Raw genomic sequence first — 22,484 nt, 5'->3', positions numbered from 1 at the left:
GAGTTCGCGCGCCGGGCTTGAAGCCATGGCGCTATGCCGCTAGACGGGATCGGCCAATTCGCAAAAGGAAAATCCCATGAGCAGCATTCGTCGCATCGAGCCGGGCCCCCGCATGAGCGCAGGCGTCGTCCACGGCAACACCGTGTATCTCGCTGGCCAGGTCGGCAATCCGGGCGACGACGTCGCAGCCCAGACGCAGACCGTGCTCGATACCATCGACCGCCTGCTGGCCGAGGCCGGCACCGACAAGTCGCGCATCCTGTCGGCCCAGATCTGGCTGGCCGACATGGCCAATTTCGGCACGATGAACACCGTCTGGGACGCCTGGGTCGACAAGGCCAACCCGCCGGCACGCGCCACGGGCGAATCCAAGCTCGCCACCCCGGCCCATCTGGTCGAGATCATCATCGTCGCCGCGCTGCCGTAGGTTCGGCCAAGCTGCGAAGACGTTCAGCGGCGACGGGGCATCCCGTCGCCGTTTTCGTCTGGGGGCGGCCGACGCTGGCTCAGCCCTTTTCGGGATAGAGCGCCCGCAGGCCCTCGCGGCTCGCCGGGGCGACGCCGCGCTCGGTGACGAGGCCGGTCACCAGGCGCGCCGGGGTCACGTCGAAGGCCGGGTTGCCGACCTTCGTGCCCTTCGGCGCCAGCCGCACCTTGACGATCGAGCCATCGCCGGCGACGCCGGAAATATGCGTCACCTCGTCGGAGGCGCGCTCCTCGATCTCGATCTCGGCGACGCCATCCTGCATGCCCCAGTCGATGGTCGAGCCGGGCAGGACGACATAGAACGGGACATGGTTGTCCTTGGCGGCGAGCGCCTTCAGATAGGTGCCGATCTTGTTGCAGGCGTCGCCCGAGGCGGTGACGCGGTCGGCGCCGACCAGGCAGATGTCGACCTGGCCGTGCTGCATCAGATGGCCGCCGGCATTGTCGACGATCAGCGTATGCGGCACGCCATGCGAGCCGAGCTCCCAGGTCGTCAGGCTGGCGCCCTGGTTGCGCGGGCGGGTCTCGTCGACCCAGACATGGACGGGAATGCCGTCGTCATGGGCGCGGTAGACGACGCCCAGCGCCGTGCCCCAGTCGACGCAGGCGATCCAGCCGGTGTTGCAATGGGTCAGGATGTTGACCGGGCGCGAGCGGCCATTGGCCTCGTAGATCTCGCGCACCAGTCTCGCGCCCTGTTCGGCGATCGCGCCATTGGTCTCGATGTCCTCGGCGCGCAGCCGGTCGGCCGTGACATAGGCGGCGACGGCACGGTCGTCCGGGGCGAGATCGCGGACCTCCTGGCGCATGATCTCCAGCGCCCAGCGCAAATTGACGGCGGTCGGCCGCGCTGCGTTGATCGCGTCGAAGGCGGCATCGACATTGGCGTCGGACGGGTCGTCGCGCAGCGCCATGGCGTAGCCATAGGCGCCGGTGACGCCGATCAGCGGCGCGCCGCGCACGACCATGCGCTTGATCGCGTCGATGGCGTCGGCGACGTTCATCAGCTTCAGCGTATCGAAGCGATGCGGCAGCAGCGTCTGGTCGACGACCGTGACCGTCGTCTCCGAGGGATCGCGCCAGATCGAACGATAGGCTACGCCGTCGACTTTCATCAAAAATTCCTCGACCGAAAATGGGATGACCGCTCTCACGTAATCGAGTAGAGGCGGAAGTACCAGTCAACCATCAGGATTCCAGTGATGTCGACCCCGCAAATCCGCGCCGTCCTGACCGATATCGAAGGGACGACTTCCTCGATCTCCTTCGTCAAGGACGTGCTGTTCCCGTTCGCGCGCAGCCGCCTGCAGGGCTTCGTCACCGAGCACGCCGCCGATCCCGCCGATCCCGCCGTCGCGGAGGCGCTGGCCGAAGCGCGTGATCTCGCCAAGAGGCCGGATCTCGACACCGCCGCGACCATCGAGCTGCTCGCCGCCTGGATCGACGAGGACCGCAAGGCGAAGCCGTTGAAGACGCTGCAGGGCATGATCTGGGAAGACGGCTACCGCTCCGGCACGCTGAAGGGCGATGTCTATCCCGACGTGGTCGAGAAGCTGACGGAATGGAAGGAGAGCGGGCTTTCGCTCTATGTTTATTCGTCCGGCTCGGTGCTGGCGCAGAAGCTGATCTTCGGCTTCACCCATTCCGGCGACCTGACGCCGCTGTTCTCCGGCTATTTCGACACCGCCATCGGCTCGAAGCTGGAAGCCGCCTCCTACAAGGCGATCGCTGCCGAGATCGGCCTTCAGCCGTCGGAGCTCCTGTTCCTGTCGGACAATACGAAGGAGCTCGACGCCGCCCGCGACGCCGGCATGAAGACGATCGGCCTCGATCGCGGCGAAGTGGTCATCCCGCCGGACACGACGCACGCCATCGCCAAGGATTTTGCAGTCATCGACGCCAGGGCCGGCACGGTCCGCTGATCGGGTTGGGGGTAAGCAAGACCCTCACCCAACCCTCTCCCGCAAGCGGGCGAGGGCTTTTTCGGCCGGTGTGGGCGGCGACAACGAACCAGGCTGGTTGGCGCATTCTCCATCCCCCAGGCTCTCTGTCGGCGTGGTCGATACGGAACGACGGGGCGCGTTGCGCCCCCTCTCCCGCGCGCGGGAGAGGGCTGGGGTGAGGGTCCGACCGGCCCGCGTTGCGGAGACTGCCCAGCCGCAGCGCCACTCTGCCTCCGCCTCCGCATTGCCTCCGCCGTCACCCCACCCTCGCCGTCATCCCGGGCGAAGACCCGGGATCCATTCAGCCGAGGCGTCGGGAAGCATTTTCGAAAGGCCCCGGCTGCATGGATCCTCGCTTTCGCGAGGATGACGGAGGCCGGTGACAGACGTCGGAACGCGGCTGGAGCAGCAGAGGCACCGCGCGTGAGCCCCTACCGCAGCGTCTCCTCAAAAAACGCCAGCAGCCGCTTCCAGTGGCGTTCGGCGCCCTTGGCGTCGTAGACGCTGTGGTCGCTGACCGTCCAGCCATGCGGCATGCCGACATAGTTTTCGAGCATGTAGTCGACGCCGGCCTCGCGCAGCGCCTCGGCGAGCTTGGCCGATTGCGCGGGCGGAAAGCTGCTGTCGCTGCCGGCCATGCCGACATAGACGCGGCCCCGGATGTCGGCGGCCTTCCTGTGCGGGCTGTCGGGGGCGTCGCTGGCGAGATTGCCGCCATGGAAGCTTGCCGCCGCCGCGATCCTGCCGGGATAGGACGCCGCCGCCGTCAGCGCCCGGCCGCCGCCGAAGCAGTAGCCGACCGTGCCGATCCGGCCCGTCGCGCCGGCCTTCTCCAGGGCGTCGAGGAAGGCGCCGGTGTCGGCGGCGGTCATGTCCTGCGTCGTCGCCTGCAGCAGCGCCCGCAATTCGCCCCGCGTCGCCTCGTTGTTGAAGGCGTTGGTATCGAACGGGCCATAGGGCGCGGCGCGATAGAACAGGTCCGGCACCAGCACGAAATAGCCGGCATCCGCCAGCCGCTCGGCCATGCCGTACAGCGCCGGGCGTGGCCCGAAGGCGTCGCAATAGAGGATGACGCCCGCCTTCGTAGCGTTCGGCCCGGTCGGCGCGAAAAGCCCGGCCTTGGCGACGCCATCCGCCGTCTGGATCTCGACGTCTTGTCTCATCGCAGCTCTCGATCTTTGGAAAGGTTCGATGAAGATAAGGCGGCCGTCGCCTTTCTCAATCGCCGTCGCGGCCGAAATTCCGCACCAGCACGGCGGCGAGGATGATCGCCCCGGTCAGGAGATCTTGCAGGAAGCTCGGCACGCCGAGGATGGTGAGGCCGTTGGAGACGACGGCGATGATCGCCGCGCCGACCAGCGTGCCGGGAATGCTCGGCTCGCCTTCGCGAAACGCCGTCATGCCGAGAAAGACCGCCGCATAGGCCTGCAGCAGGTAGCCGCCGCCGCCGGTCGGGTGCGCGCTGCCGAGGCGGGCCGTCAGCAGCAGGCCGGCGAGGCCCGCCAGCGCCGCGCAGAGCGCGAAGGCGACGACCATGTCGCGCCGCACCGGCAGGCCGACCAGGCGCGCCGCCTCGCGATTTCCGCCGATTGCGTAGAGCCTGCGGCCGAACTCGGTCTGGTCCAGCAGCAGCCAGAAGACCACCGCCACGCCGATCAGCCAGAGCGTCGGCACCGGCACGCCGGCGAGCGTGCCGCGGCCGAGATCGCGAAAGCCGGCCGGAATGCCGGAAAACATCGTCGCGCCGTTGGAGACCCAGAAGGTCAGCCCGCCGATGACGGTGCCGAAGGCGAGCGTGGCGATGAAGCTCGGCACCTTGTAGCGGGCGACGAGGAAGCCGGAGATCGCCCCCATCGCCACGGCCGAGACCAGCACGACGATCATCACCACCGGGACCGCGATGCCGGCCGCGAACAGCGCGGCGGCGGCGATGCCCGCCCAGGAGACGACGGCCGAGACGGAAAGGTCGAATTCGCCCAGCACCATGACCAGCGTCGCGCCGATGGCGACGATGGCAAGCAGCGCCATCTGCTGGGTGATGTTGACGAGGTTCGACATCGAGCCGAAGGCGTTGGGCGAGGCGATGGTGAAGACGAGGACGATCAGCGCCAGCGCCAGAAGCGTGCCGTAACGGCGAAGAAGGATCATGCGGAGCGTTCCGAGGGCGGCATCTGCTCGTCGGGAGCATGGCCGAAGGCGGCGGCGACGACCGCCGCGCGGGTGAGCGAGGGACCGTCGAGCTCCGCTACCAGCCGTCCGGCATGGAGCACGAGCACGCGGGTCGAAAGGGCGAGCAGTTCCTCGATGTCGCTGGTCGCCATCAATATGGCGGCGCCATCGGCGGCGATCTTGCGCATCTCGCCATGGATCTCGGCCTTGGCGCCGACATCGACGCCGCGCGTCGGCTCGTCGACGAGCAGGACGCGGATCGGGCGGCCGAGCCAGCGGCCGAACAGCAGCTTCTGCTGGTTGCCGCCGGAAAGCGTGGCGGGGGAATGGTCGAGGCCGCCGGCGACGAGGCGCAGCCGCGCGCCGGTGGCTCTGGCGAAGTTTCGGATCTTCGACCGCGACGGCATCGGCAAGGGGGAGAAGGCGCGAAAATCGGGGAGGTGGGCGAGCGAAAGATTGCTCTCGATCGAGAGCGCATTGGCGAGGCCCTCGCGGCGCCGGTCTTCCGGCACATAGGCGCAGCCTGCGGCGATGCGGCCGGCCGGTCCATGTCCCGGCACCTGGCCGTTGATGGCGATCAGCCCGCGCCCCGGCGTCGCGCCCCAGATGGTCTTCAGCAGCGACGAGCGGCCCGAGCCGACGAGGCCGTAGAGCCCGACGATCTCGCCCGGCCGGGCTGAAAAGGCGAAACGGCTGTCGCCGGGCCCGAAGGCGAGGTCGGTGGCGAGGACTGGCTTTTCAGCTCGACCTTTGGATTGGCCGGGCAGGGCGCCGACCGCAACATCCTGAGGAGGCCCGGAGGGCCGTCTCGAAGGACGCAGGGCGTCGGTGCCGGGAAGCTTCTGCTGCACATCCACTGTGCGTCCTTCGAGACGGCTTTCTGCGAAAGCCTCCTCAGGATGTTGGGGTTGGGGGGGCCGCAGGGCGGATGGCGAAACACCCGCCGTCCCCGACATCATCGCCACCAGTCCGGCGCGACTGGTGTCGGCGACCCGGCCCGCGCCGACCGTGCGGCCGTTGCGCAGTACGGTGTAGCTGTCGCAAAGGTCGAGCACCTCGTCGAGCCGGTGCGAGATAAACAGCACGGCGCAGCCCTCGGCGGAAAGCTGGCGCACGATCGCGTGCAGCCGTTCGGCCTCGCCCTCGGAGAGGCTGGAGGTCGGCTCGTCCATGACCACGAGGCGGGCTGGATCCACCAGCGCGCGAACGATTTCCGCCATCTGGCGCTGGCCGGGCGTCAATCGGGCGGCGGGCTTGTCGAGCGGCAGGTCCGGGGCGATGCGCGCCGCGACATCGGCCACCTTGGCCCGCATGGCGCGGCGGTCGATGAAGGGACCGCGCCGGGGATGACGGCGGCCGATCCAGGCATTGCCGACGGCGTCGAAATGCGGAACCAGGTTCAGCTCCTGGTGAATGAAGCGGAAGCCGAGCGCTTCGGCGGCGCGCGGGCCGTCGATGGTCACCTCGGTGCCGTCGAGGCGGATCGCGCCGGCGTCCGGCTGGTAGAGGCCGGACAGCGTCTTGATCAGCGTCGACTTGCCGGCGCCGTTCTCGCCGACAAGCGCATGCACCGACCCCGCGCGGAGCGCGAGATCGGCACGGTCGAGAGCTTTCGTCGCGCCGAAATGCTTGACGAGGCCGCCCAGCGCGAGAAAGGAATCCGATGTCACGGGCAGGTGACGCCCAGCGTCTCCGGCGTGATCAGCTTGGCCGGGGCGTAGATCTCGGCCTTTTCCGGCGTCTTGCCGGCGAGGATCTGCGTCAGGCCTTCGGCGGCGAGGCCGGCCATGGCGTCAAAGTCCTGGCTGACCGTGCCCTTGATGTGGCTGCACGCCTTGATCAGCTCGACCGCCTGCGGATTGCCGTCGATGCCGGCGATGATGATCTTCGAATCCGGCTTGTCGGCCTCGATCGCGAGCTGCGCGCCGATCGCCGGCTCGTCCCAGGCGGCCCACACCGCGTCGATCTGGTCGCCCTGGCTCTTCAGCCAGTTTTCCGTGGTCTTGCGGGCATCGTCGATCGGGCCCGGCACGACGACGTAATGGTCGGCGATCACCTTGATATCGGGATATTTCTTCAGCGCCGCGTCCAGCGCCAGTTCGCGCTGGTGCACGCCCGGATGGGCCGAATAGAAGAACTTGACGATGTTGCCCTTGCCGCCGAGCTTGTCGAACAGGAAGTCGGACAGCTTGGTGCCGAGCTCGAAATTGTCCGAGGTGACGTTGAGCACGACGCCCGGCGCCTTGGCGCCGTCGATGGTGATCACCGGGATGCCGGCGGCGGCCGCCGCGCTGACCTGATCCTGGATCTGGGTCGGGTCGACGCTGACGAGCACGATGGCCGCGACCTTGGCGGCGACGACGTCCTCGATGCGGCTGGCGAGCTGGCCCATGTCGCCGCGCGTGTCGACGACGGTCGCGTTCCAGCCGGCCATCTTGGCCTTGTCCTGGAACACGTTGATCATCTGGTTGGTGGCGACCGAGCTCTGATACGGCGTCAACACCGCCACGTCGGCGGCGAATGATCCGACCGTCGAAGCCATCAGGCCGGCAAAGGCCAAGCCAAGAATTCCAGCCCGCATTTTATCACTCTCCCCTTGGGTGCGGGGAGAGTGATATCGCTTCCGCTAGCGTCGGCGCAAGCGGATCAGAGCGTCGGATCGAGCGCGGCGGCCAGCGCCCGGGCATGGCTTGCCGCCATGCGATAGGCGGCGAAGCGCCGGGCCGCCCGCCTGGCCCGCTCCTTGCGCGGCTTGACGACCGTCTCGTCGCGGATGCCGGCGACCTTGTCGGCCTTTTTCGCGCGCCCTGCGGTTTTCGTTTCGGCCGCGTCGCCCTTGGCCGCCAGGCCGATGATCGGCGCGATGATGCGGAAGGCGCCATAGGCCGTGACGATGCGGCTGGCGGCCGGCACCGTCACTCTGGCGCCGGTCACGTCGGCGATCAGCTGCGCGACGGTGAGGCTGCCGGCGACGCCGCCGGCGAGCGCAATGGTCGCGGGGCGGATCGGCAGCGCCTCGAGATTGTCGCGGATGGCGTGGGCAAGCCCTTCCAGCACGGCATAGGCCAGCGCTTCCGGCGCATGGTCGCGGTCGAGGCCGAAAAACGCGCCGCGCACGGCGCGGTCGGAGAAGGGCGCCCGCTCGCCGATCAGATAGGGCAGGAACAGCGCGCCGGGCGGGTTGGCGTCCTGGGCGGCCGCCGCGGCATAGAGCTCGCCGACCGGCTTGTTGGCGATCGCGGCATACCAGTCGATCGCCAGTCCCGCCGCCAGGAAGGGCGAGATGACGATCACGTCGGTGCCGACGGGGGCCGCCAGCGTGTAGGCGTCGCGCGGCGGCTTGGCGACGGAATAGGGCATGGTCGCCGCGATCCAGCCGGTGGTGCCGAGATAGGCGTGCGGCCGGTCGTGCTGCTCGCTCGCCGTGCCCCAGGCCGTTGCGCCGCCATCGCCGGCGCCGACATAGACGGGAATGCCCGGCTTCAGGCCGAGCACGCTCGCCGGATCGGCCAGCAGCGGACCGGCCAGCGCGTCGGCGTCGAGGATATCGGGAAGAATCGCCGGCGACAGGCCGATGGCGCCGAGTATGGTCGCATCCCAATGGCGGCCGGCAAGGTTCAGCAGGCCGGTGGTGGTGGCGCAGGTCGGATCGACGACGGCGCGGCCGGTCATGCGATGGATCATCGCGTCCTTGGCGCCGAACAGCACGCGCTCGACCTTGCCCATGGTGTCGATCTCGTGGTTCAGCAGCCAGTCGAGCCGGAACAGGCAGAGCGCCGGCTCGGCGCGGTTGCCGATCCGGGTCTCGAAATCGCCGGGCAATTGCGCCTTCAGCGCCTCGATCTCCGCCGCCGTCACCCGCGCGTCGCTGTAGAGCAAAGCGGGGCGCACGCTGGCGCCGTCCCGCCCGAGCAGGATGACGTTCTGCATCGAGCCGGTCAGCGTGATGGCGATCGGCTGGATGTCGATGGCGAGCGCCTTGACCGCGTCGACCGTCGCCTTCCACCAGAGCGCCGGGTCCTGCTCGGCCCAGCCCGGCTGCGGCGCCTGGGTGGTGATCGACGCATCGGCGGAGCGCAGCGTGCGGCCGGCCTCGTCGAACAGGGCGGCCTTCACCGACGAGGTCCCGACGTCGATGATCAGTACCGTGCGCGCCGGCGCCGGCTTTTTGACCAGTTTCCTGGCTGCCATGTTCGAATCCCTGTCCGCAGTTTCGGGAGGCGCAATCTAGAGCCTGTTCCGTGGCGATGGAATCGACATGGCGACGCGCCCCTCCCGTTCCGGCAGGTTGTCCGCCGAAAGGTTGGTGTCAGGCGGCGTGTGCGCTATGCGGCAGGATGAAGGGCGCATCGGCGGGGACGCCGCCAACATGGACGCTGACGCCGAAGACGGCGCGCATCATCGCATCGGTCAGCACCTCGCGCGGCGTGCCGCTGGCGGCGATGCGGCCAGCGCTGACGACGATGATCTTGTCGGCATAGAGAGCCGCGAGGTTCAGATCGTGCAGGATGGCGATGACGCCGCCGCCGGCGCGGGCGAAATTGCGCGCCGTGTCGAGTGTGAGGAGCTGATGACGGAGATCGAGGCTCGCCGTCGGCTCGTCGAGGAAGAGATAGCGCGGCACGCCGTCGACGATCGGCTCCCACACCTGGCAGAGCACGCGCGCCAGATGTACGCGCTGCTGCTCGCCGCCGGACAGCTCCTGGAAGAAGCGGCCGCCAAAGCCGTTCAGATCGACGCGGATCAGCGCGGCGGCGACGCGGGCGGCGCGGTCGGCCGGGCTCAGCGCGCCGCTGGTGCCGAGGCGGACGACTTCGTGCACGGTGAAGGGGAAGGCGAGCGAGGAGGCCTGCGGCAGCACGGCGCGGCGCTGCGCCAGCTCATACGGCCGGTAGGCGGCGAGGCTCTTGCCGTCCAGCTTGATGATGCCCTGCGCGGCGCGCAGTTCGCCGGTGACCGCCTTGAGGATCGTGGACTTGCCGGCGCCATTCGGCCCGACTACCGCCGTCAGCTCGCCCGGCGCGACGGTGAGCGAGACATTGTCGAGAATGGCGCGCTGGCCGGCGCGGACGGTGAGGGCTTCAACTTCCAGCATTTCTGCTTCCCGTTTCCTGGGAGAGCGGCCGGCCGGTCGGGCCGCCACGTCTCCCGCTTCAATCGCAGGCCGAATGGACGCCTAGAGATCGATGACGCCGCGCTTCCTGAGCAGGATCGACAGGAAGAAGGGCGCGCCGATCGTGGCGGTGACGATGCCGATCGGCAGTTCGGCCGGGGCGACGATGGTGCGGCAGATCATGTCGGCAACGATCAGCAGCGTGGCGCCCAGCAGCGCGGTGGCCGGCAGCAGCGTCCGGTGCTCCGGCCCGATCACCAGCCGCAGCACATGCGGCACGACGATGCCGACGAAGCCGATGATGCCGGCAAAGGCGACGGAGACGCCGACCGCCAGCGCCACGACGAGGATGATCAGGCTCTTCAGGAACTGCGTGTTGAAGCCGAGATGGCGGGCTTCCGCCTCGCCCAGCACCAGCGCGTCCAGCCCTCTCGCGGTAAACGGCATGGCGAGGAACACGCCGACGATGAACGGCGTGGCGAGCAGGATCTTGTGCCAGGTCGCGCCGCCGAGGCCGCCCATCGACCAGAAGGTCAGTTCGCGCAGCTGGAAGTCGTCGCTGCGGAAGACGAGATAGGCGGTGATCGCCCCGGCGATCGCGCCGAGCGCGATGCCGGCGAGCAGCATGGTGCCGACCGAGGTCTGGCCGCGCCGGGTGGCGATGGCATAGAGCAGCAGCGTCGTGCCGAGGCCGCCGAAGAAGGCGGCGATCGGCAGCGCGCCGATGCCGAGGAAATCCATTACCGGCGCCAGGAAGGCGCCGCCCAGCACAATGACCAGGACCGCGCCGAGCGCCGCGCCGGCCGAGACCCCGACCAGGCCGGGATCGGCGAGCGGGTTGCGGAACAGGCCCTGCATCATGGCGCCGGCCAGCGCCAGCGCCGCGCCGACCAGCGCTCCCAGCAGGGTGCGGGGCACGCGGATGTCGAACAGGATGACGTGGTTGACCGTGCTGATCGCATCGAAGCGGCCGGCGATCGCGTCGGAAAGCAGGCCGGCGACTTCCGCCGTCGACATGCCGGAGGGGCCGACGCAGAGCGAGATCACGCTGACGGCGACGAGCAGGACGACCAGGCTGGCGGTCACCACCCGCGCCCGTCCACGGCGGTCGCCGGCGACCGGGGCTGTCATGGCGAGGCTCATCAGTCGGCCGCCGGCCATTCGGGAAGGTCGAGCTTGGGATAGAGCGCGTGCGCGAGATCGCGCGCCGCGTCCGCCGTGCGCGGCCCGAAGCCGAGCAGGTAGAGGCCGTCCATGGTGACGAGCGCCTTGTCGCGGGCCGCCGGCGTCGCGCGCAGAGCGGGCGAATCGAACACGACTTCCGGCTTGGGCGGGCCGCTCTGGCCGATCATCATCACGACGACTTCCGGTTCGGCTGCGATCAGCGCCTCGTCGGACGCCGGCTTGTAGCCCTCGACGGCCGCCATCGGATTGATGCCGCCGGCGATCCGGATCATCGAATCGGCGGCGGTGTTGTGGCCGGCCGCCATCGGCTTGCCGCCGTTCAGGCTCATCAGGAAGACGGCCTTCCTGCGCTCGTTTTCCGGGATCCTAGCGAGCGCCGTCTCCAGCGCCTTGAACTTGGCGGCCATGGTGCCGGCGAGCTTGTCGCCCTTTTCCGTCTCGCCGAGAATGTCCGCGATCAGGCGCACCTTGGCGAGGATGCTGTCGCCGGTCCGGCGTTCGGGCACGATGACGATCGGCACGGAAGCGGATTCGAGCAGGGTGATCGCGTCCTTCGGGCCGGAGCCCTCGACGGCGATGATCAGGTCCGGCTTGACCGAGAGAACGCCCTCCGCCGACAGCGCGCGCATGTAGCCGACATCCGGCTTGGCGGCGGCCTCCGGCGGATAGGACGAGGTGGTGTCGCGGGCGATGATCCGGTCGCCGGCGCCCAGCGCATAGACGATCTCGGTGATGTCGCCGCCGATGGTGACGATGCGGTCGGTCGAGCCGATCGTGACCTTGCGGCCGGTCGCATCCTCGATCACCCGCTCGGCCGCGACCGACTGCACGATCGCGCCGCAGGTGATGACGATGGCGAAGGCGAGCCCGAACAGGAACGGGAAGCGGCGGCCCGACAGGCGCTCGACCGAGCGGAGGGCGCCGAATGGCGAAGGAGAATGCGAGAGCCTCATCATGATCCCGTCTACTTGTTCAATATGAGCTTGCCGGCCCGGGTGAGGCGCAGCCTGTAGTCTTCGCCGACATGGCGAATGATGATTTCGCGCGTTCCGTTGAGGAGTTCGTCGCTGGAAATCACGCGCGGTCCCGAACCCGGTACAGGGGTCTCCGGGGCATCCCCGGCCAGTCGTGTCTCGTGCATGTCAGCTCCACCGGATTGCCTGGGTGGCGGCAATTTTGAGTTGTTCTAAACTTGCGAATAATTCGCAACAATTTAGTTGACTGACGTACTCACCTTTTCGTATCTCCGCAAGTGAAAGATCGTCGATGCCGGTTTCGATGCGCTCGGGGGAGCCACGGAGAACGGCAGATTGCCAAGCACGCCAGTGCCGCCGCCATGCGCGCCCGGACAGCCAGCCAGGCCCATTCAAACCAATGCCTATGGGGCTCGCATGCGTGTTGCTCGACACAAGACTTGGCTGATGGCTGGTACGGCCGCAGCCCTCCTCGCTACATTCGCGGCCACCGCCGCCAGGGCGCAGACCGCCCCGGCGCCGGCCGCCGATCGCACGGAAACCGACGAGGAGCTGAAGAAGAAGGCCGCCAAGGGCGAGACCGCCTTCCTGGCGCCGATCGTCGTGACGAGCGACCGGGACGGCTGGAAGAACCCGTTCACGACCCCGGCGCCGATCAGCACGGCCGGCGAGGACGAGATCCAGCTGTTCGGCCAGCGCAATATCGGCAATGTGCTCCGCGCCATGCCCGGCACGTTCTCGCGCGACAGCATCCAGAACCCCGGCCTGTCGGTGAACATCCGGGGCTTCGAAGGGTCGGGCCGCGTCAACGCCATGATCGACGGTGTCCGGCAGAACTTCCGCTTCACCGGCCACGAGGCGCAGGGCTTCGTCTATGTCGACCCGGCGCTGGTCGCCGGTGTTGACGTGCAGCGCGGCGCGGTGTCGACCGCGGGCGGCGCTGGCGCGCTGGCCGGTACCGCCAATATGCGCACCATCGGCATCGACGATATCCTGAAGGACGGCAAGAACTGGGGTGCGCTGGCGACGCTCACCTGGGGCAGCAACGACGTCGGCTTCTCCGAAATGGCGGCCGGCGCGCTGCGCTCGACCGGCGGCGGCGCGGCCATCGCCGGTGCGATCAGCTACAGCAATCCCGGCGACTACCAGAATGGCGACGGCATCACGGTGCCCTATACCGGTCAGAACCTGCTTTCCGGCCTGGTCAAGGGCGAGTTCAAGCCGACCGACGACCTGACGGTCAATCTCGGCGCCGTCCTCTACGACAATGATTTTTCGGCCAACAGCTACAATCAGAACGTCAAGTCGAACACCTACTCGGCAGGCGTCAACTGGGATCCCGATAGCGAACTCGTCAACGTCCGGGCGCACCTGTACTACAGCGACGTCAAGATGGACTATGACAGCCCGATCACGACGGGCTCCTATGCCGGCCGTCACATCGATGATCAAGGCATCGGGTTCGACATCTCCAACACGTCGAATTTTGACCTCGGCGCCGTTCGCGCCAGCGCGATTTACGGCTTCGAGTATTTCCACGACACGGTCGACACCTACAACACGGTCAACCCCACCATCGGGGGTGGCGTCAATCCGAGCGGCAAGAGCGGAATTGGCGGCGTCTTCTCGGAAACGACGTTCAGCTACAACATCGTCGATGTAATCGCAGGCCTGCGCTACGATTTCTACACGCTCGACGGCGCCTTTGTGGCGCAGCCTGGCAATGGCGCCGGACTGCCGGCGGGCAATAACGAGCTCGACCAGTCGGAAGGTCGCGTCAATCCGCGCCTCACCGTGGCCCTCAATCCTTATGAGTGGCTCCAGCCCTATGTGACCTATGCCGAGACGTTCCGCGCCCCGACCATCAACGAGACGATGCTGGGTGGCTCGCATCCCGGTGGCGGCATCGGCATGGGCCCCAACCCGTTCCTGGATCCCGAGATCCTGAAGGGCTGGGAAGTCGGCGCCAATATCCGCAAGAACGGGCTGCTGACCGAGGGCGACATCTTCCGCATCAAGGCCAACTACTTCTACCAGAACATCGAAAACTACATCACCGCCGGACTTGGCCAGGGCGGTTCAGTGATGTTCGTCAACAATCCAGGGACGTCGACGGTCCAGGGCTTCGAACTGGAGACCGCCTATGATGCGGGTTTCGCGTTCGGCAGCATCGCCTACACCTACACGAATACCGACTTGCCCTCGCAGACCAACGGGCTCGGCGCCTCCAGCTACATGCCCGACAACGTCTTCACGCTGACCGGCGGCGCGCGCTTCCTCGAGCAGCGCCTGACGATCGGCGGGCGAGTCAACTATGTCGGCGAGACGCAGGGCGGCGAAGCCCTGTTCGGTCCGCAGGCCGACTGGGCCGCCTATACGCTGGTCGATGCCTTCGCCAACTACAAGTTCGACAACGGCCTCGACCTCTCGGCCAATATCACGAATCTGTTCGACAAGGCCTACACGCCCGCCCTGTCCAACATCGCCAGCGCTCCGGCAATGGACACGGGTCGCGGTCGCACCTTCCTCCTGACGGCGAAGATGCAGTTCTGAGCCGGCTTTGAGACCGCCTGCCCGGCGGTGTGGTGACGACGGGCAGGCGCGAGGGGGGAAGGCCGGAAACGGTCGTCCCTCCTCATTTTTTGCCTATCTTGAAGAATCACCCCTACACGCACCTCATCGGCACGCAAACGGAAGAACGATCATGTACATCGCCATGAACCGCTTCAAAGTCATCAAGGGCATGGAAGCCGAGTTCGAGGAAGTCTGGCGCACGCGCCCGCGCAACCTGCACGAGCTCGAAGGCTACATCTCCTTCAACCTGCTGAAGGGCGCGACCGCCGAGGATCACACCCTCTATTCGTCGCACACGGTCTGGCAGAGCGAAGAGCATTTCGTCGCCTGGACCAAGTCGCAGCAGTTCCGCGATTCCCACAAGGGCGCCGGCGACCGCAAGCCGATGTTCCTCGGCCACCCGAATTTCGAAGGCTTCCAGTCGGTCGAAGGCGTCATCTGATCCGACGCTGCCGGCGAGGCAGGATCTTGGGGCGCGGCCGGTCAGGCCGCGCCCTCCTTGTTTCAGGATCGGCGCGGACGCTGCTCAGTGCGCCTCGTCCCAGTTGTCGGCGGCGCGCGCGTCGACATTGAGCGGCACGCTGAGCGCCACGGCCGGCGTGGGCGCGTTCTCCATGACGCGGGTGACCAGCGCCAGTGTCGGCTCCACCTCCGCCTCCGGCACCTCGAAGATCAGTTCGTCATGCACCTGCAGCAGCATGCGCGCGTTGAGGCCCGCTTCCTCCAGCGCCGGCTCGACGCGGACCATGGCGCGGCGGATGATGTCGGCCGCCGTGCCCTGCAAGCGGGCGTTGATGGCGGCGCGTTCGTTGAAGGCACGGATCGAGGCGTTCTTCGAGGCGATCTCGGGATAGTGGCAGCGGCGGCCGAACAGCGTCGTGACATAGCCGAGGTCGCGGCAGATCCGCTTGGTCTCTTCCATGTAGTCGCGGATGCCCGGGAAGCGCTCGAAATAGCGCTTGATATAGGCGCCGGCCTCCTCGCGGGCGATCGACAGCTGGTTGGCGAGGCCGAAGGCCGAAATGCCGTAGATGATGCCGAAATTGATCGCCTTGGCGCGGCGACGCACTTCCGAAGGCATGCCTTCGACCGGCACGCCGAACATCTCCGACGCGGTGAGCGCGTGAATGTCGATGCCTTCCGAGAAGGCCGTCTTCAGCTGCGGGATGTCGGCGATCTCGGCGAGCAGCCGCAGCTCGATCTGCGAATAGTCGGCCGAGACCAGCTTGAAACCGGGATCGGCGATGAAGGCGGCGCGGATCTTGCGCCCCGCCTCGGTGCGGACCGGGATGTTCTGCAGGTTCGGCTCGGACGAGGACAGGCGGCCCGTCGTCGTGGCGGCGAGCGCGTAGGAGGTGTGGACCCGCCGGGTCTCGGGATGGACATAGCCCGGCAGCGCGTCGGTATAGGTCGAGCGCAGTTTCGAGAGCTGGCGCCAGTCGAGGATCTTCTGCGGCAACTCAAAGCCCTGTTCCGCAAGGTCCTCCAGGATGCTGGCGCCTGTCGCCCAGGCGCCGGTCGCGGTGCGGGTGCCGCCGGGCATGCCCATCACGCCGAACAGGATGTCGCCGAGTTGCTTCGGCGAGCCGACATTGAAGGGCTGGCCGGCGATTTCCTGGATCTCGGCTTCCAGCGCGCCCGCCCTCTGGGCGAATTCGCCGGAGAGCCGGGAGAGGATGGCGCGGTCGATCGAGATGCCGCGCCGCTCCATCGAGGCCAGCACCGGAATCATCGGCCGCTCCAGCGTCTCGTAGACGGTCGACATGCCCTCGGCGGCGAGGCGCGGCTTCAGCACCTGCCAGAGCCGCAGCGTGACGTCGGCATCCTCGGCGGCGTATTCGCTGGCGCGCTCGATCGGCACGCGGTCGAAGGTGATGCGCGCCTTGCCCTTGCCGGTGACGTCGTCGAACGAGATCGGCTTGTGGCCAAGCCACTTCTCCGACAGCGGATCCATGCCATGCGTGCCGCGACCGGCGTCGAGCACATAGGAGATCAGCATGGTGTCGTCGAAAGGCGCCGTCTCGATGCCGTGGCGGGCGAGCATCAGCCAGTCATATTTGAGATTCTGCGCCACCTTGAGCACGGCGCGGTCTTCCAGCATCGGCTTCAGCAGCGCAATCGCCACGCGGATATCGAGCTGGTCGGGCAGGAGCCCTTCCGTGAACAGGCCGTCGCCCTCGCCGCGATGCGCGAGCGGGATATAGCAGGCCTCGTTCGGCGCCACGGCGAGCGATATGCCCACCAGCTCGGCCTGCATCGGGTCGAGCGAGGTGGTCTCTGTGTCGACGGCGACGACGCCGAGTTCGGTGGCGCGGGCGATCCAGGCCCGGAGGCTGTCCTCCGTGCGCACCGTCTCATAGCCGGAATGCGAGAAGGGGATCGCCTTGATGGCGCTGGCCCGGGTGGCCGAGAGGCTGGAGGGCGTCAGCCCGCCAATGTCCTCGAGGCCCGGCTGCGGCGCGGCCTGGGCCCCGAACAGCGAGGCGGCGGTCGCGGCGCGGCCCGCCTCGCGGGCCCTGGCCGTCAGTGTGCCATCCGCTTCGACGGCGCCGGATTCGACGCCGGTGGCAGCGGCGACGCGGCCGGTCAGCGTCGTGAATTCCATCGCCTTGAGGAAGGCGATCAGCTGCTCGCCGATGATCGGCCGCACGCCGAGCCGGTCGATCGGCTCGTTGAGCGGTACGTCGCGGTCCAGCGTCACCAGCTGCATCGAGATCCGCGCCATCTCGGCATGGGCGATCAGCGCCTCGCGGCGCTTCGGCTGCTTGATCTCCTCGGCCCGCTGCAGAAGCGTTTCCAGATCGCCATAGGTCTCGATCAGCTGCGCCGCCGTCTTGACGCCGATGCCGGGGACGCCGGGAATGTTGTCGACGGAATCGCCGGCCAGCGCCTGCACGTCGACGACCTTCTCGGGGGGCACGCCGAATTTCTCGATCACCTCGTCGCGGCCGATCGTCTTGCCCTTCATCGTGTCGAGCATGATCACGCCCGGCTCGATCAGCTGCATCAGGTCCTTGTCGGAGGCGACGATGGTGACGTCGGCGCCGGCGGCCACCGCCTGCCTGGTGTAGGTGGCGATGAGATCGTCGGCCTCGAAACCCTCCATCTCGATCGACGGAACGTTGAAGGCGCCGACCGCCTGGCGGATCAGCCCGAACTGCGGCCGCAGGTCTTCGGGCGGCTCGGGGCGCTGCGCCTTGTACTTGTCGTAGAGCGCATTGCGGAAGGTGGTGGCGGAATGGTCGAAGATGACCGCCAGATGGGTCGGCTTGACGCCGGCCTCGTTCGCTTCCTTGAGCAGCCGCCACAGCATGTTGCAGAAGCCGGCGACGGCGCCGACGGGCAGGCCGTCGGATTTGCGCGTCAAGGGCGGCAGCGCATGGTAGGCGCGGAAAATATAGGACGATCCATCGACCAGAAAGACGTGATCGCCCTTCTGGACGGGGCGGGAAACGATGGCGGAAGCGAGCGTGTCTGACATGCGCGGACTATGCCCGCGAGCATCCGGTTTGGCTACAGCCGGCGACACGATGACAACGCTTCTGTTGCCATCGGACTGTCGGCGGCAACGGGGTCAGCGGACCTTGGCCGGGCTGGTGGCGACGACGGTGGCGACGGCGAGCAAGGCCGTGATGCCGGTCAGCGCGAGGACCATCTGCATCAGCGGGCCGTCGGCCATGCCGGCGGTCGCCGCGATGGCGGCGATCAGGCCGAGCCCGCATGCGCCGCACAGGCTCCCGAGCCGCTCGCGGGCGAAGGCGGCGACGACGGCGCGCAGGCTGCCGGCGGTGAGCAGGCCGAAAATGGCAAAGGCGGCGTACAGCGCCCAGTCCTCGGAGGGCGGCAGCAGCGGGCCGAACGGCGCGAAGCCGGTCAGCGCGGCGACGCCAAGGATGGGGCGGCGCGACAGACTGGTGACGCTGGTGGCGGCGAGCGCGCCGGACAGGTAGAGCAGGGCGCACAGCGCGATCGGCGTCAGCGCCGCCAGCGTCGCCGACGGCTCCAGAGGCGTCCTGCTGCCGAGGAAGAGCACGAGCGTCGTGGAGGCGGCCAGAGTCGCGGCGATCTGCATCGTCGCCTGCTGTTCCGTCTGTCTTGCCAACCGTGCCATTGCCGTCTCCTTCGACCGACCCCGTTGCTTAACGAAGCATTATCCATCTTCGTTCCCGGCGCTGTTACGGGGGTCACAGGCCGGCCGCGGCGGGACCGGCCGGCCGCTCCGCGGCGACGATCAGCGGTTGGCAACTGCCGATTCCCCTGAAATCGCCGTATTCATGGAGCATTCGGGCCGCTAAACATGCGCCCCCGCGCACCCTATCGACCCTTTGGATCGGAAGACGAAACAGGCATGGCGAGACCGCCGCGGAGCGAACGGATCGAACCGGTGCTCGACAAGCCGCAGGACCCGGATGAAGGCGAATTCGACATTCGCCTGGGCGCCGACGACCGTCCGGCCGGGGGCTTCACGCCCCGTTCGCCGCGGGAGCGGGGCGAACGCGACGCCGAGACGCGCAGCGAGCCGGGCTTCGGCGCCGTTCGCGGCGAGCCGGAATTTGGCGCGGAACGACAGGAGCCCGGTTTTGGCCCCGCCCGCAGCGAACCGGGCTCTCGCAAAGCCGGTGCCACCGAACGGCGCGAGCCGGGCCTGGCGCTGGAGCGCTCCGGCCGCCGGCGCGAAGCGCCCGAGCCGGAACCGGAAGCCGCGCCGCGCCCCGGGCGCGAACGGCGGGAGCCGGAACTCGGCGCCGCCGACCGGCGCGGGCGCCCGCCCGAGGTCGAGCCCTTCGAAGAAGACATAGAGGATGCGGAATTCATCGATCTCGGTGAAGATGACCCCATGGCCGATTCCCGACGCTCCAAATCGCGCCGCAGCAAGGCGCCTGCCCGCAAGAAGGCGCGTTCCGGCGGCCGCAAGCGCTCTTCCGGCGGTTCCGGCATCGGCAAGTGGATCCGCCGCGGCATCAAGTGGACCGTGATCCTGATGTTCTGGGGCACGATCGCGCTGGCCGGCGGCATCGCCTGGTATGCGACGCAACTGCCCTCGACCGCCAACTGGTCGGTCCCCAAGCGCCCGCCCAACATCAAGGTGCTGGCCAATGACGGCACGCTGATCGCCAATCGCGGCGATACTGGCGGAGAGTCGGTGCGCATCGAGGAATTGCCGCCCTATCTGAGCCAGGCGGTGATGGCGATCGAGGACCGGCGCTTCCAGAGCCATTTCGGCGTCGATCCGCTCGGCCTGCTGCGCGCGGCCTATGTCAATTTCCGGTCCGGCTATGTCGTGCAGGGCGGCTCGACCGTTACCCAGCAGCTGGCCAAGAACCTGTTCCTGAAGCCCGAACGCACCATGGATCGCAAGATCCAGGAGGCGATCATGGCGATCTGGCTGGAGACGAAATACTCCAAGGCCCAGATCATGGAATCCTACCTGAACCGCGTCTATCTGGGCGCCGGCGCCTATGGCGTCGACGCGGCGTCGCGGCGCTATTTCGGCAAGTCGGCGCGCGACATCTCGCTGAAGGAGGCCGCGATGCTCGCCGGCCTGCTCAAGGCGCCGTCGACCTATGCCCCGACCTCCGACCCGGCCGCCGCCAATGCGCGCGCCAACGTGGTGCTGGGCGCCATGCGAGAAGCCGGCTTCATCACGGCCGAGCAGGCCAAGCAGGCCGCTTCGATCACCATCAAGGCACAGTCGGAGGGCGAGGGCGGGGCCGGCCGCTACGTGGCCGACTGGGTTGCCGATCTGGTGCCGGAAGTGGTCGGCGCGCTCGACCAGGACGTGATCGTCGAGACGACGATCGATCCGCATCTGGAGGAGATGGCCGGCAAGGCGCTGACCGAGGCGCTCGACAAGAGCGGCAAGTCCTTCGGCGTGTCGCAGGGCGCGCTGGTCGCGGTGGACGGCACCGGCGCGGTGCGCGCCATGGTTGGCGGGCGCGACTACAAGCAGAGCCAGTTCAACCGGGCCGTCGACGCCAAGCGCCAGCCCGGCTCTGCCTTCAAGCCCTTTGTCTACCTCGCGGCGCTCGAATACGGCATGGTGCCGGAAACCATCCGCGTCGACGAGCCGACCCGGATCGGCAATTGGGAGCCGAAGAACTACGAGAAGATGTACAAGGGCCCCGTCTCGCTGCAGACCGCCCTGGCGCTCTCGATCAATACGGTCGCCGTGCAGCTTGCCAATGAAGTGGGACCCGACCGCGTCATCAAGACCGCGGAGCGGCTCGGCATCACCTCGCCGCTGCAGCCCAATCCGTCCATCGCGCTCGGCACCTCGGAAGTGAGCCTGCTGGAGCTGACCGACGCCTATGTGCCGTTTGCCAATGGCGGCTACAGCGCCAAGCCGTATGTCATCACGCGGGTGAAGAACGTCGCCGGCAAGACGCTGTACGAGCACCCCTCGGTCAAGGCGACGCAGATCATCGATCCGCTCTATGTGGGCATGATGAACAGCATGATGACCGACACGCTGGCGCGCGGCACCGGCCGCAAGGCGGCGATCGCCGGCTGGCAGGCGGCGGGCAAGACCGGCACCACCAATGATTCCAAGGATGCGTGGTTCGTCGGCTATACGGCCAATCTCACCACCGGCGTCTGGCTCGGAAACGATGATTCCAAGCCGACCAAGCGGATGACCGGTGGCAGCCTGCCGGCGCAGATCTGGAACCGCTTCATGACCGAGGCGCACAAGGGCGTCGCCGTCGCGGCGCTGCCCGGCAACTACGCCTATCGCGACCCGGCCGAGACGGCGCAGGAACTTTACCAGAACGGCCAGTATGTCGGTCCCGAACAGGGCGGCCTGGTCGATGAATACGGCCAGGTCGTGGGCAGCGGACCGCCGCCGCAGCGCGGTCCGGCCAATGGTCAGCCGGCGCCGCAATATCGCGACCAACAGGCGAGCCAGCCCGATTATGGCGGCTATAGCGACCCGGAATCGCCCGATGGCGGTTGGAACGATGGCGGCGATTATCAGGCGCCGCCACCCGGCGCCCGCATCTACCGCGATGGCGATCCGTCCTATGGCGTCGAGCGCGGCGGGCCGGTTCCGCCGGCCGGTGTCGGCGAGGATGGCCAGGCCGGCGTCTACCAGGCGCGCCCGCATCGCCGCAATCTGCTCGACCGCCTGTTCGGCGGCTGATCCCTAGGATCGTGCCCGCGCCGTCCATGGCGGCGGTGGACTTTGCCGGTCAGGCGTGGATAGTGGCGACGCGCCCGTTCGGGCGTGCTTCGTTTCAAGGCTCGCCGCTCTCCATGGGAGAGGCCGGGCACCCTGCCCAGGGAGTTCGCCGGCCATGGCCGACAAGCGCAAACTGTACCGCGAGCTGGCCGTTGAACCGGACGCCACGCCCGCCGAGATCGACAAGGCCTATCGCCAGCGCGCCCGCGCCGCGCATCCGGATGCCGGCGGCACCGCCGAAGCGTTTCACACCCTCAGCCATGCCTATGCGATTCTCTCCGATCCCGACCGCCGCAAGGCGTATGACGAGACCGGCTATGAGGGCGAACTGGCCGTCGACGACATTGTCGGCCGGGCGATGGAGCGCATCCACGCGCTGGTCGCCTCGGTGCTCGAAAGCGACATTCCCTTCGAGGCGGTCGACCTGATCGCGCCGATCCGCGACACGCTGACCAAGCAGAAGGCCGATATCGGCGTCGGCATCCGCAAGCTCGAGCGCCAGGCGAAGCGCGCCGAGGCGATGGCCGCCCGTTTCCGCAAGCGCGAGGGTGACAACATCATCCGCAAGGTGCTGGAGCGCCGCGCCGCCGACACGCGCGAGCAGGCGGAAAAGACCCGACGGGAGGAGACGATCTTCGCCAAGGCGATCGAGCTGCTCGCCGACTATTCCTTCGATTTCGAGCCGCCGGCGCCGCCCAAGGCCGAAAAGCCGGCCGAACCCGCCCGACCGGCGCCGGTCGCCAGGCCCGCCGAAGCCGCGAAGCCGGCCGAGCCGGTCAAGCACGCGGAAGCCGCCGCCCGCCCCGAACCGCCCAAGCCCGGCGCCGCCAAGCCCAGGACGCTGAACCTGGTTCGATAAAGGG

Annotated in this window: 18 protein-coding genes; 6 read left to right on the top strand and 12 right to left on the bottom strand. The window is 67.9% G+C overall.

The genetic code is table 11. From position 1 onward, the window contains the following. Nucleotides 1-76: 76 nt before the first annotated feature. A complete protein-coding gene (locus OSH10_RS21280) occupies nt 77-427 on the top strand; it encodes a RidA family protein (protein WP_266334473.1) in 351 nt (116 codons plus the stop codon). Nucleotides 428-506: 79 nt separating this feature from the next. Here OSH10_RS21280 and mtnA read toward each other — a convergent pair whose 3' ends face one another. Further along, complete coding sequence (gene mtnA, locus OSH10_RS21275) at nt 507-1,601, bottom strand: S-methyl-5-thioribose-1-phosphate isomerase (protein ID WP_266334471.1); 1,095 nt, start codon at nt 1,599-1,601, stop codon at nt 507-509. 87 nt (nt 1,602-1,688) lie between these two features. On the opposite strand from mtnA, the gene mtnC reads away from it, so the two are divergent. Beyond that, nucleotides 1,689-2,408 (top strand): acireductone synthase, encoded by a 720-nt coding sequence (mtnC, locus tag OSH10_RS21270; protein ID WP_266334469.1) that lies wholly within the window; start codon nt 1,689-1,691, stop codon nt 2,406-2,408. 452 nt (nt 2,409-2,860) lie between these two features. Here mtnC and OSH10_RS21265 read toward each other — a convergent pair whose 3' ends face one another. From OSH10_RS21265 to hemP, 9 genes are all read right to left on the bottom strand, one after another. Next, on the bottom strand, nt 2,861-3,592 hold the full coding sequence (locus OSH10_RS21265; RefSeq protein ID WP_266334467.1) for a dienelactone hydrolase family protein: 732 nt from the start codon (nt 3,590-3,592) through the stop codon (nt 2,861-2,863). Nucleotides 3,593-3,647: 55 nt separating this feature from the next. Beyond that, on the bottom strand, nt 3,648-4,577 hold the full coding sequence (locus OSH10_RS21260) for an ABC transporter permease (RefSeq protein WP_266334465.1): 930 nt from the start codon (nt 4,575-4,577) through the stop codon (nt 3,648-3,650). Then, nucleotides 4,574-6,268 (bottom strand): sugar ABC transporter ATP-binding protein, encoded by a 1,695-nt coding sequence (locus OSH10_RS21255; RefSeq protein WP_266334463.1) that lies wholly within the window; start codon nt 6,266-6,268, stop codon nt 4,574-4,576. The genes OSH10_RS21260 and OSH10_RS21255 overlap by 4 nt, the downstream gene beginning before the upstream one ends. Then, on the bottom strand, nt 6,265-7,179 hold the full coding sequence (locus OSH10_RS21250; RefSeq protein WP_266334461.1) for a sugar ABC transporter substrate-binding protein: 915 nt from the start codon (nt 7,177-7,179) through the stop codon (nt 6,265-6,267). Before OSH10_RS21250 ends, OSH10_RS21255 begins: the two co-directional genes overlap by 4 nt. 65 nt (nt 7,180-7,244) lie before the next feature. Next, entirely contained in the window at nt 7,245-8,789 is a 1,545-nt protein-coding gene (locus tag OSH10_RS21245; RefSeq protein WP_266334459.1) for a xylulokinase, read from the bottom strand. A gap of 118 nt (nt 8,790-8,907) precedes the next feature. Beyond that, nucleotides 8,908-9,693, bottom strand: coding sequence for a heme ABC transporter ATP-binding protein (locus tag OSH10_RS21240; protein WP_266334457.1), 786 nt, complete (start codon nt 9,691-9,693; stop codon nt 8,908-8,910). Nucleotides 9,694-9,774: 81 nt separating this feature from the next. After that, nucleotides 9,775-10,842 carry a FecCD family ABC transporter permease gene (locus OSH10_RS21235; RefSeq protein WP_266334455.1) on the bottom strand — a complete coding sequence of 356 codons (1,068 nt, stop codon included), beginning with the start codon at nt 10,840-10,842 and terminating at the stop codon, nt 9,775-9,777. A gap of 11 nt (nt 10,843-10,853) precedes the next feature. Next, nucleotides 10,854-11,852, bottom strand: a complete 999-nt coding sequence (locus OSH10_RS21230) for a heme/hemin ABC transporter substrate-binding protein (RefSeq protein WP_266334454.1) — start codon at nt 11,850-11,852, stop codon at nt 10,854-10,856. A gap of 8 nt (nt 11,853-11,860) precedes the next feature. Continuing rightward, nucleotides 11,861-12,037, bottom strand: coding sequence for a hemin uptake protein HemP (gene hemP / locus OSH10_RS21225; RefSeq protein WP_266334452.1), 177 nt, complete (start codon nt 12,035-12,037; stop codon nt 11,861-11,863). A gap of 280 nt (nt 12,038-12,317) precedes the next feature. Here hemP and OSH10_RS21220 point away from each other — a divergent pair, with 280 nt between their 5' ends. Both OSH10_RS21220 and OSH10_RS21215 read left to right on the top strand, forming a co-directional pair. After that, a complete protein-coding gene (locus OSH10_RS21220; protein WP_266334450.1) occupies nt 12,318-14,423 on the top strand; it encodes a TonB-dependent receptor domain-containing protein in 2,106 nt (701 codons plus the stop codon). 151 nt (nt 14,424-14,574) lie between these two features. After that, nucleotides 14,575-14,886 carry an antibiotic biosynthesis monooxygenase family protein gene (locus OSH10_RS21215; protein WP_266334448.1) on the top strand — a complete coding sequence of 104 codons (312 nt, stop codon included), beginning with the start codon at nt 14,575-14,577 and terminating at the stop codon, nt 14,884-14,886. Between the two features lie 84 nt (nt 14,887-14,970). On the opposite strand, the gene polA is transcribed toward OSH10_RS21215, so the two are convergent. After that, on the bottom strand, nt 14,971-17,925 hold the full coding sequence (polA, locus tag OSH10_RS21210; protein ID WP_266334446.1) for a DNA polymerase I: 2,955 nt from the start codon (nt 17,923-17,925) through the stop codon (nt 14,971-14,973). 93 nt (nt 17,926-18,018) lie between these two features. Then, a complete protein-coding gene (locus OSH10_RS21205; RefSeq protein ID WP_266334444.1) occupies nt 18,019-18,555 on the bottom strand; it encodes a hypothetical protein in 537 nt (178 codons plus the stop codon). Nucleotides 18,556-18,792: 237 nt separating this feature from the next. On the opposite strand from OSH10_RS21205, the gene OSH10_RS21200 reads away from it, so the two are divergent. Further along, on the top strand, nt 18,793-21,582 hold the full coding sequence (locus tag OSH10_RS21200; protein WP_266334442.1) for a transglycosylase domain-containing protein: 2,790 nt from the start codon (nt 18,793-18,795) through the stop codon (nt 21,580-21,582). Nucleotides 21,583-21,736: 154 nt separating this feature from the next. Then, nucleotides 21,737-22,480 carry a DnaJ domain-containing protein gene (locus tag OSH10_RS21195; RefSeq protein WP_266334440.1) on the top strand — a complete coding sequence of 248 codons (744 nt, stop codon included), beginning with the start codon at nt 21,737-21,739 and terminating at the stop codon, nt 22,478-22,480. The last annotated feature ends 4 nt before the right edge of the window (nt 22,481-22,484 follow it).

The sequence above is a fragment of the Kaistia defluvii genome (assembly GCF_026343955.1).
Classification (GTDB): domain Bacteria; phylum Pseudomonadota; class Alphaproteobacteria; order Rhizobiales; family Kaistiaceae; genus Kaistia; species Kaistia defluvii.
This window is presented reverse-complemented; position numbering and strand designations above follow the sequence as displayed.

Excerpts from the sequence above, each read along its gene's own strand:
- OSH10_RS21265 (WP_266334467.1), bottom strand. The coding sequence starts at position 3,592 with ATGAGACAAGACGTCGAGATCCAGACGGCGGATGGCGTCGCCAAGGCC.
- OSH10_RS21230 (WP_266334454.1), bottom strand. The coding sequence starts at position 11,852 with ATGATGAGGCTCTCGCATTCTCCTTCGCCATTCGGCGCCCTCCGCTCG.
- mtnC (WP_266334469.1), top strand. The coding sequence starts at position 1,689 with ATGTCGACCCCGCAAATCCGCGCCGTCCTGACCGATATCGAAGGGACG.
- mtnA (WP_266334471.1), bottom strand. The coding sequence starts at position 1,601 with ATGAAAGTCGACGGCGTAGCCTATCGTTCGATCTGGCGCGATCCCTCG.
- hemP (WP_266334452.1), bottom strand. The coding sequence starts at position 12,037 with ATGCACGAGACACGACTGGCCGGGGATGCCCCGGAGACCCCTGTACCG.
- OSH10_RS21260 (WP_266334465.1), bottom strand. The coding sequence starts at position 4,577 with ATGATCCTTCTTCGCCGTTACGGCACGCTTCTGGCGCTGGCGCTGATC.
- OSH10_RS21215 (WP_266334448.1), top strand. The coding sequence starts at position 14,575 with ATGTACATCGCCATGAACCGCTTCAAAGTCATCAAGGGCATGGAAGCC.
- OSH10_RS21195 (WP_266334440.1), top strand. The coding sequence starts at position 21,737 with ATGGCCGACAAGCGCAAACTGTACCGCGAGCTGGCCGTTGAACCGGAC.
- OSH10_RS21245 (WP_266334459.1), bottom strand. The coding sequence starts at position 8,789 with ATGGCAGCCAGGAAACTGGTCAAAAAGCCGGCGCCGGCGCGCACGGTA.
- OSH10_RS21200 (WP_266334442.1), top strand. The coding sequence starts at position 18,793 with ATGGCGAGACCGCCGCGGAGCGAACGGATCGAACCGGTGCTCGACAAG.
- OSH10_RS21250 (WP_266334461.1), bottom strand. The coding sequence starts at position 7,179 with ATGCGGGCTGGAATTCTTGGCTTGGCCTTTGCCGGCCTGATGGCTTCG.
- polA (WP_266334446.1), bottom strand. The coding sequence starts at position 17,925 with ATGTCAGACACGCTCGCTTCCGCCATCGTTTCCCGCCCCGTCCAGAAG.
- OSH10_RS21240 (WP_266334457.1), bottom strand. The coding sequence starts at position 9,693 with ATGCTGGAAGTTGAAGCCCTCACCGTCCGCGCCGGCCAGCGCGCCATT.
- OSH10_RS21280 (WP_266334473.1), top strand. The coding sequence starts at position 77 with ATGAGCAGCATTCGTCGCATCGAGCCGGGCCCCCGCATGAGCGCAGGC.
- OSH10_RS21220 (WP_266334450.1), top strand. The coding sequence starts at position 12,318 with ATGGCTGGTACGGCCGCAGCCCTCCTCGCTACATTCGCGGCCACCGCC.
- OSH10_RS21205 (WP_266334444.1), bottom strand. The coding sequence starts at position 18,555 with ATGGCACGGTTGGCAAGACAGACGGAACAGCAGGCGACGATGCAGATC.
- OSH10_RS21235 (WP_266334455.1), bottom strand. The coding sequence starts at position 10,842 with ATGACAGCCCCGGTCGCCGGCGACCGCCGTGGACGGGCGCGGGTGGTG.